Annotated in this window: 8 protein-coding genes and 1 pseudogene; 1 reads left to right on the top strand and 8 read right to left on the bottom strand. The window is 74.4% G+C overall.

The window, feature by feature from the left end; translation table 11 throughout:
* From ACFQ87_RS42780 to acsA, 4 genes are all read right to left on the bottom strand, one after another.
* Positions 1-256, bottom strand: a 256-nt coding sequence (locus ACFQ87_RS42780) for a biotin/lipoyl-containing protein (protein WP_380616374.1), incomplete at its 3' end; no start/stop codon positions are given.
* Between the two features lies 1 nt (position 257).
* Positions 258-1,250: an alpha-ketoacid dehydrogenase subunit beta gene (locus tag ACFQ87_RS42775; RefSeq protein WP_380616373.1), complete on the bottom strand. Its 993-nt coding sequence runs from the start codon at positions 1,248-1,250 to the stop codon at positions 258-260.
* Positions 1,247-2,269, bottom strand: a complete 1,023-nt coding sequence (gene pdhA, locus ACFQ87_RS42770; protein WP_380616372.1) for a pyruvate dehydrogenase (acetyl-transferring) E1 component subunit alpha — start codon at positions 2,267-2,269, stop codon at positions 1,247-1,249. The genes ACFQ87_RS42775 and pdhA overlap by 4 nt, the downstream gene beginning before the upstream one ends.
* Entirely contained in the window at positions 2,266-4,008 is a 1,743-nt protein-coding gene (acsA, locus tag ACFQ87_RS42765) for an acetate--CoA ligase (protein ID WP_380616375.1), read from the bottom strand. The genes pdhA and acsA overlap by 4 nt, the downstream gene beginning before the upstream one ends.
* A 352-nt stretch (positions 4,009-4,360) precedes the next feature.
* Between acsA and ACFQ87_RS42760 the strand changes: the two are divergent.
* Positions 4,361-4,743, top strand: a pseudogene (locus ACFQ87_RS42760) (universal stress protein).
* Here ACFQ87_RS42760 and ACFQ87_RS42755 read toward each other — a convergent pair.
* The 4 genes from ACFQ87_RS42755 to ACFQ87_RS42740 all read right to left on the bottom strand — a co-directional run.
* A complete protein-coding gene (locus tag ACFQ87_RS42755) occupies positions 4,734-5,357 on the bottom strand; it encodes a V-type ATP synthase subunit D (protein WP_380616371.1) in 624 nt (207 codons plus the stop codon). The pseudogene ACFQ87_RS42760 and the gene ACFQ87_RS42755 overlap by 10 nt on opposite strands.
* Entirely contained in the window at positions 5,354-6,730 is a 1,377-nt protein-coding gene (locus tag ACFQ87_RS42750) for a V-type ATP synthase subunit B (RefSeq protein ID WP_380616370.1), read from the bottom strand. The genes ACFQ87_RS42755 and ACFQ87_RS42750 overlap by 4 nt, the downstream gene beginning before the upstream one ends.
* Entirely contained in the window at positions 6,727-8,448 is a 1,722-nt protein-coding gene (locus ACFQ87_RS42745) for a V-type ATP synthase subunit A (protein ID WP_380616369.1), read from the bottom strand. Before ACFQ87_RS42745 ends, ACFQ87_RS42750 begins: the two co-directional genes overlap by 4 nt.
* The coding region (locus ACFQ87_RS42740; RefSeq protein WP_380616368.1) for a hypothetical protein at positions 8,441-9,020 on the bottom strand (580 nt) is incomplete at its 5' end. The genes ACFQ87_RS42745 and ACFQ87_RS42740, both read right to left, overlap by 8 nt.

The following is a 9,020-nucleotide window of genomic DNA, read 5'->3' as shown; positions in this document are numbered from 1 at the left end:
GCCTGGAGGAGGGCCCGGGCATCCCGGTGTCGATAACGGCCATGGCCGCGCCCACCGGGACGGTCGCGCCGGGTTCGACCAGCAGCCGCTCGACCGTTCCGGTCTCGAAACACTCGACCTCGATCGCCGCCTTGGCCGTGTCCACGACCGCCACGATGTCGCCGCGGGCCACCCGGTCCCCCGGCCCCACCAGCCACTCCAGGAGCGTCCCCTCGGTCATGTCGGCGCCGAGGGCCGGCATGGTGAACTCGGCCATCTCAACCGACCGCCCGCCGTGCCGCCGCCACGATGCCCGCGACCTGTGGAAGGGCTGCCTCCTCCAGCTGCCGGGCGTACGGCACCGGCGCCTCGGCCCCGCACACCCGTTCCACGGGCGCGTCCAGGTCGTAGAACCCCTCTTCCGCGATCCTCGCCGAGACCTCTGCCGACAGCCCCGCGGTCCGCCAGCCTTCGTCGATCACCACGGCTCGGTGGGTGCGTGCGACGGAACCCAGGATCGTCGCGTCGTCCAGCGGGCGCAGCGTCCGCAGGTCGACGACCTCGGCCTCGATGCCGTCCGTGGCCAGCCGCTCGGCGGCCTCCAGGGCCTTGCCGAGCGAGCCGCCGTGGGTGATGAGGGTGACGTCGCTCCCGGCGCGGCGGACGGCCGCGCTGTCGAGGTCCACCGGGGCGGCGCCCGGGTCCGGGGTGCCGGTGACGTTGTAGAGCGAGCCGTGTTCGAAGATCACCACCGGATCGGGATCCGCCAGCGCGGGCGTCAGCATGTACCGGGCGTCGTCCAGGGTGGCCGGGGCCAGCACCCGGATGCCCGGGATGTGGGCGTACCAGCCTTCGAGGCTGTGCGAGTGCTGGGCGGCGAGCTGGCGGCCGGCGCCGGTGGTCATCCGGATCACGAGCGGCACGGCGACCTGCCCACCGGACATGTGCAGCAGCGTCGCGGCGTTGTTCAGGATCTGGTCCAGGGCGAGGAGGCTGAAGTTGACGGTCATCACCTCGACGATCGGCCGCAGGCCGGCGATGGCCGCACCAACCCCCGCGCCCACGAAGGCCGACTCGGACAGTGGTGTATCACGGACGCGGTCGGGTCCGAACTCGTCGAGCAGTCCGAGGCTGACGCCGAAGGCACCGCCGTACCGCCCGACGTCCTCGCCCATCAGGAAAACCCGCTCGTCGGCCGCCAGGGCCTCGCGCAGCGCCTCCCTGAGCGCGTCCCGGTAGGTCGGCTCCCGAGCTGTCTTCGGCCCGGTCACGGCCGTTCCCCCGCCGGGCTGTGCACGAAGCGCAGCAGGTCCTCCGGAGGTTCCAGCCCGCCCTTCCCGGCCTCCTCCACAGCCCGCTCCAGTTCCTCGGCGACCTCCTTCTCGACGAGGTCGAGCCCGGCGTCGTCGAAACCGTCCTCGGCGCGCATCCGGTCGGTGAGGAGGGTGATCGGGTCGCGTTGTTTCCATACCTCGATCTCGGCCTTGCCTCGGTAGAGGTCCGGGTCGTACATGGAGTGCGCGCGGAAGCGGTACGTGCGCAGTTCGAGGAAGTACGGGCCGGCTCCTTCCCGGACCGCCTGCGCCGCGCGCCGGACGGCCCGTTCGACGGCCAGGACGTCCATGCCGTCCACGGCCCAGGCGACCAGCCCGTAGGAGGCGGCCCGGGCGGCCAGGTCGATCTGGGCGTGCTCACGGACCAGCGGGGTGCCCATGGCGTACAGGTTGTTCTCGCAGACCATCAGCAGCGGCAGGTCCCAGAGCGCGGCGAGGTTGGCGCTCTCGTGGAACTCGCCCTCGGCGACCGCGCCGTCGCCGAAGAAGCAGCACGTCAGGTTCGGCCGACCGCGCATCCGGTCGGCCAGGGCCAGGCCGGCCGCCACCGGGATTCCCCCGGCGACGATGCCGTGGCCGCCGTAGAACCGGCGGCCGACGTCGAACAGGTGCATCGACCCGCCCCGGCCCCGGCTGCAGCCGGTGACCCGGCCGAGCATCTCGGCGAGCACCGCCGCCATGGGAATCCCTCTGGCCAGCGCGTGGCCGTGTTCGCGGTACGTGGTGACCACCGAGTCCTCGGGCGTGAGCGCTTGATGGACGCCGACGGACACGGCCTCCTCGCCGATGCACAGATGAACGAAGCCGCGGATCTCTCCGGCACTGTAGAGCTCGACGCACCGCTCCTCGAAGCGGCGGATGCGCAGCATCTCCCGCAGCAGGTCGTGCCGATGTTCCGGGCCGCCCGGCGGCCTGGGGCTCCTGCGGTGCGGGTCGGCCGCCGTCCTGCGGGTCATGTCGTCTCCTCCAAGGTCGACAGGTCGCCCTCAGGCAGGCCCAGTTCACGGGCCCGCAGCAGCCGCCGCATGACCTTGCCACTGCGGGTCTTCGGCAGGTGCTGGTCGAAGGCGATCTCGCGCGGGGCAATGGCGGGGCCGAGGCGGTGCCGGGCGAACGCGGTGAGGTCCCGGGCGAGTCGGTCGCCCGCCTCGAACCCGGGCTTGAGCGAGACGAAGGCCTTGACGACCTCCCCCACCACCGGGTCGGGACGGCCGATCACCCCTGCCTCGGCCACTGCGGGATGCTCCATCAGCGTGCTCTCGACCTCGAACGGGCCGATCAGGTGCCCGGCCGACTTGATCACGTCGTCCGCCCGCCCGACGAACCAGTAGTAGCCGTCTGCGTCACACCGGACCACATCCCCGGTGAGGTACCAGCCGTCGGCGAAGCAGGACCGGTAGCGCTCTTGGGCGCCGAGGTAGCCGCGGAACATCGACGGCCAGCCGGGCCGCAGGGCCAGCTCGCCCTCCGCCCCCGGTTCATCCAGCACCCGGACCCGGCCGTCGGTGACCTCCGCGCGCCCGTTCGGCCCGCGGGAAAGGACACCCGCCGTCACTCCGGGCAGCGGCCGTCCCATGGAGCCAGGCCTGATCTCGGTACCGGCCATGTTGGCGATCATGATGCAGCCGGTCTCGGTCTGCCACCAGTTGTCGTGGATCGGCAGACCCAGGATCTCCGGACCCCAGCGCACCGCCTCGGGGTTGAGCGGCTCACCCACGCTGGCGACGAAGCGCAGCGCCGACAGGTCGAAGGACCGCGGCAGGTCCGGCGGGCTGCCCCGGGGGCTCATCCGCATCAGCATCCGGATCGCGGTCGGCGCGGTGTACCAGACGCTCACCCGCTGCTCGGCCAGGATGCCGTACCAGCGCCGGGCCTCGTACTCGCCCGCGTCGACGACCATGGTCACCCCGTGGGTGAGCGGCGCGATGATCCCGTAGGAGGTGCCCGTCACCCAGCCCGGGTCGGCGGTGCACCAGAACACGTCGTCCGGGCGGAGGTCCAGGGCCAGCGCGGCGGTCGCATGGTGGGCGACCACGGCCTCGTGCACGTGGACCGCGCCCTTCGGGGTGCCGGTCGTCCCGCTGGTGAAGTGCAGCAGCGCCATGTCCTCGGGATCGGTCTCCGGAATCGTGAAGTCCTCGGACGCGCCGACCGTCAGGGCGTCGAACGCGATGGTCCCGGGCAGGTCCCCGGCACCCGGGCCGGCGATCAGGACGTAGTCCAGTCCGGGCAACCCGTCGCGTCCGTCCGCCACCTTGCGGCGGTACAGCTCCGCAGTGGTGACCAGGACCCGCACCTCCCCGAGCCGCAACCGCTCCGCCACCGGCACCGGGCCGAAGGCGGGGAACAGCGGGCAGAACACCGAGGTGTTCTTCAGCGTCCCCAGGACGGACACGTACAGCTCCGGACAGCGGCCGAGCAGTGACGCGACCCGGTCCCGCTTCCCGACCCCGAGGGCCCGCAGCCCGTTGGCGAATCGGTTGCTGCGCCGGGCGAGTTCGGCGTACGTGATCGGGGTGACCGTACGGTCTGCGGCGATGCAGCGGAGTGCGGCCTTGTTCCCGTGTCCGGCTGCCACGTGCCGGTCGACGGCCTCGTACGCGATGTTCAGCCCGCGCCGTCCGGGAAGCCCGTCGAGCTGCGCCCGCGCCCGCTCCCAGACGGGCTCGCGCCCGGGCGCCCGGCCCCCGCCCATGTCGGCTACCGCCCCCGGTGCACGTTCTTGGACCACGTCGCCGTCCACGGCGGCTCCTTCCGGACCGCAGGCCGGTGTCCGGGCCCGCTCCCCCCATCGTCCGGCGGCTTCCGGACCTGCGCGAGACGGCGTCCGGCCACTCGTCGGTGCCCGTTCGCCTCGGTCCGTCGGGGCCGATCGGCCCCACCTCCGTCCACCGCCGACGGGCCAGGCTAGAGGTGCCGATGTTTCGAGGAGATCGAGGAGGCAACGTCATGACCGACGACAGCACGACCCACGACACGATCCTCGTCGGCGATGGGGGTCCCCCCGGCCGAAGGCTGGGGGAGGCTCGGAGCAGTCCCGGCGCGCCCTGCGCTGGGCGGTGCACCAGGCGGAGCTGACCGGCTCCCGGGTGGCGGCGGTCATCGCCTGGGAGCCGCCGTTCTCCGGAACGGGCAGCGGCGTCTCGATCGGCGACCCGCAGGCCCTCCGGAACATCGCGTGCAAGGTTCTGGCCGAGAGCATCGAGAAGGCCGTCGGACCGGAGCCCCCGGTGACGATCACCGCCCGGGCCGAGGAGGGCACCCCGCCCAGGTGCTGCTGAAGGCCGCCGGCGACGAGAGCGTGACCCTCCTGGTCGTCGGCAGCCGAGGACTCGGCGGTTTCACCGGGGCCCTCCTGGGCTCCGTGGGCCAGCACTGCGCCCAGCACGCCCCGTGCCCCGTGGTGATCGTGCGCGGGCGTCACGCCTGACCACGCGTCCGGTCCGCCGCCCAGCGGCGGCGGACCGCGTCCTCGTGCTCGGCCTGCTCCACCGCCTGCTCCACGGCGGCGAGATCGGCGGTCAGCCGCGGGATCCAGTGCCGGCGCAGGGCCCGGACCCGCTGGCGGGTCCGGGCCGCTTCCTCCCCCACCAGCCGGGCCGCCGTCCGGTGCGCGGCGTAGGCAGCGGCCGCCCGAACGGCCTCGCGGTAGGCCGCCTCGGCGTGCACCAGTGCGGTGTTGCCCGGGGCGGGCTCGTGCGCGGCCCGGATCGCGTCGGTGCAGGAGACGCCGGACGGATGGCGCACCCCCATGGAGACGGTCCACTCGACCACCACGTCCGCCCGATCGGCCACCGCCGCCGCGGCCAGCGCGCCCTCCCCGCTCACCAGCAGGCCGCGCAGGAGCCACGTCTGCGCCTCCGCCGATCTCTCCCGCCACCGTGCCTCGGCCGTCTCCTCGTCCTGCCGCAGCTGCCCGTGCCGTTCCAGCAGCACCCGCAGCTTGCGGTCGAGCAGGTCGGCCCCGCGCAGGGCGACGTCGAGGCTGTGCCGCAGCCTCAACCGGGCCGCCCGGCCCGGCGGGGTGTGCCGGCGCGCGGTCATGGCGCACCGTGTGCGTCGAGTTGCTCGGCCGGGAGCATGGCGAGCTGGCTGCGGGGCAGGGTGAGCAGGACGTCCCAGGCGCGGTCCAGCGCGTCCGCCAGCGGCCGGTTCTCGTCCGGCCGCTGGGCGAGGAACCGCTGCGGGAAGGCCTCGTCCAGGTCGAGGTGGCGCAGATCGGTTGGGCTCAGCGCCGAACGGCCGACCAGGTCGGCGAGTTCGCGCACTTGCCGGGCCCGCGCGAGCGCGGCCAGCAGTTGCGCGGCGACGTCGAGGTGGTCGGACCTGGTCCGGCCCGGTCCCGCGCCCTTGCGCATCAGCCGGGAGAGCGAGGAGAGCGCGTCCACCGGCGGGTACACCCCGCGCGCGTGCGCCTCGCGGGAGAGCACGATCTGGCCCTCGGTGATGTAGCCGGTCAGGTCGGGCACCGGATGTGTGATGTCCCCGGCGGGCATGGTGAGCACCGGGAGGAGGGTGACCGAGCCGGGCCGGCCACGGATCCGGCCGCAGCGCTCGTACAGGGAGGCCAGGTCGCTGTAGAGGTAGCCCGGGTAGGCCCGCCGGGCGGGCACCTCGCCGCGTGCCGCCGACACCTCGCGCAGGGCCTCGGCGTACGCGGTCATGTCGGTCATCACCACCAGCACGTGCCGTCCGCCCTCGAAGGCGAGGTGCTCGGCCACGGTGAGGGCGATGCGCGGGGTGAGCAGTCGCTCGATCACCGGGTCGTCGGCGGTGTTGAGCAGCAGCGTCAGCTCCCCGGTGCCGGAGCGCTCGGCGAGCCCATCGTGGACGAAGGCCGCGTCCGCGTGGGTGAGGCCCATGCCGGCGAACACCACGCTGAAGGCCTCGCCGCCGCTGACGGCCTGGGCGGCCACCTGCACGGCGAGTTCGAGGTGGGGCAGCCCGGCCGCCGAGAACACCGGCAGCTTCTGCCCGCGCACCAGCGTGGTGAGCACGTCGATCGCCCCGACCCCGGTCAGTACCGGTTCGGCGGGCGGCTCGCGCCGGACGGGGTTGACGGGGGCGCCGCCGACCGCCGCCGACGCGGGGCCGAGGACCGGCGGACCGCCGTCGATCGGTTCCCCTCTGCCGTTGCACACCCGGCCGAGCCACGCGGGACCGACCGGGACGCGCAGCGGGCCGCCGGTGAACGCGGCCCGGGTGGCGGCCGGGTCCATGCCCGCGGTGTCCTCCAGGACCTGCACCACCGCGAGGTCCCGGTCCACCTCCAGGACGAGGCCGTGGCGCCGCTCGCCCGATCCGAGGGTGATCTCCACGAACTCGTCCCACCCCACTCCGGCCACTCCGCCCACCACGAGGAGCGGCCCGCGCAGCTCCCGCACGTCCGTGAACTCGACCTCGCCGAAGTCCGTCACCGCGGCTCCCCGAGCGTGCCGAGCACCGTCGCGCAGCCGACGGCCACGGCGTCGGTGTCCCGCGGCCCGGCCTCCTCGCGGGCGCGCAGCAGCGGGGTGAAGTCGGTCTCCTCGATCGTCTCGGCCGGTGTGCCTGCGTCGGCCAGTTCCCGGCACCGCGCGACCACGGTGAGCACGGCGTCCGCCAGTGCCGCCGTCTTCTCCGGGGAGCAGTACGCGTCGTGCGCCGACAGCGCGCTCTGCTGGAGCAGGCCTTCCCGGACCAGTCGCCCGGCGAGCACGCTGACCCGCTCGGGGCTCGGGAGCGCGGTGATGCCGACCAGGTCGACCAGGTCGGCCAGCCGGTCCGCCTCTGCGAGCAGCGCGGCGACGCGGGCGCGGCGCTCGCCCCAGGCCGGGTCCCCCGCCCGCGCGTGCGCCGCGCCGAGCGCGGCGGCGTCGCGGGCGAACGAGCCGGACCACGACACGGCTGGATAGTGCCGGGCGTAGGCGAGTTCGCGGTCGAGCGTCCAGAGGCCGCGGACGAATCGCTCGGTGTGGGCGGTGACGGGCTCGGTGAGGTCGCCGCCGGGCGGGGAGACGGCACCGAGGACGGTGACCGATCCCCGGGCGCCGCCGAGGGTGCGCGCTGCCCCGGCGCGTTCGTAGAACGCCGCGAGCTCGGAAGCGAGCCCAGCCGGGTAGCCCTCCTCTGCCGGCAACTCCCCCATTCTGGAGGAGAATTCGCGCAGCGCCTCGGCCCAACGGGAGGTCGAGTCGGCGATCACGACGACATCCAGGCCCATGTCGCGGAAGTACTCGGCGACGGTCGCGCCGGTGTGCACGCTCGCCTCCCTGGCCATCATCGGCATGTTGGAGGTGTTGGCGACCACGACCGTCCGGTCGACCAGTCGGCCGCCGGTCCTCGGGTCGTCGAGTTTTGCGAACTCGGCCATTACTTCGGCCAGTTCGTTACCACGCTCGCCGCAGCCCACGTAGACGATGACATCGGCGTCGCACCACTTGGCGATCTGCTGCAGCAGGACGGTCTTCCCGGTGCCGAAGCCGCCGGGCACCGCGACTGTCCCGCCCCGGGCGACCGGGAAGAGCAGGTCGATCACCCGCTGGCCGGTGTGCAGCGGCTCGGCGGCGTCCAGCCGTTCCCGGACGGGCCGAGGCCGGCGGATCGGCCACCCGGCACCGACCCGGACCGGCGCGCCGCCCACCACGGCGAGCACCTCGTCCGCCCGATACGGCCCCTCCGGGGCGATCCGCTCCACCGGCCCGGACGTGTCCGGCGGCACCAGGACCCGCAGCGGCACCGATCCCCCGGCCCACTCCCCGAGGACGCCGCCCGGCGCGGCCTCGTCGCCCGGCGCCGCCACAGGGACGAAGCGCCAGGTGCGCCCGTCGGCCTCGGTGCCGGTGCCCGGACACAGCCAGTCGCCGGCTCCGGTGAGCGGGCGCAGCAGGCCGTCGAAGACGCCGCCGAGCAGCCATGGGCCGAGCGGCACCCGCAGCGGTCGGCCCGTCGGGCGGGCCGGGTGTCCCGGGGCCAGCCCGCCGGTGTACTCGTACGCCTGCACGCTCGCCACGTCCCCGGTGATGGCCACGACCTCGCCGGGCAGGTCCTCCGGGCCGAGCAGCACCACGTCGTGCATGGCGACGCCGCCGTCGCAGGCCACCTCGACCAGCGGACCGGCGACCCGCAGGATCCTCGACGAGCCCGGGTCAGCCATCCGGTCCCCCGTCGCCGTCGTCCGATTGCCAGAGCGTCGCTGCTTCCGGGCCGAGCCGGTCGAGCGCGCGGCGTACGAGCGCGGGCGTTCCGAGGTCCACCATGCGGCCGGGGGCAGTGGCGAGCAGTCCGCCGTCGGGGTGGGCGGTGATCCGGATGTCCGGTCCGAGCAGGTCCCGGGCCCGCCGGGCCAGCCGCTCCGCCGCACCGGGCTCGCTCTCGTACCGCTCCCGGACGCGCTCGGCCACCCGGCGGCACAGCTCGGCGTAGGCCTCGCCCTGGGCCGCCAGCTCTCGCGCCCGGGCCGCGCGGGCGGCCTGGGCGGTCTCCGCCGCGGCGGCGGCCTCGCCTTCCTCCGTCCCCGCCTGGAGGGCCCGGTCCAGCACGGCCGCCGCCTCGGCGCGTGCGGCGGCGAGGGTGCGCTCGGCGTCGCGACAGGCCTCGGCGAGCGCCTGCTCGGCGTCGGCCCGCGCGGCGCGCAGCAGTTCGGCCCGGACGGGTGCCAGCGCGTCGGTGCCACCGGCCCGTCCGGTCACGGCAGCACCGCCGTCACGGGCTCGGTCGCGTCCAGCC

Source organism: Kitasatospora sp. NPDC056531 (genome assembly GCF_042794375.1).
GTDB lineage: Bacteria > Actinomycetota > Actinomycetes > Streptomycetales > Streptomycetaceae > Kitasatospora.
The sequence above is the reverse complement of the archived record's forward strand: the minus strand, read 5'-3'. Positions and strand labels throughout refer to the sequence as shown.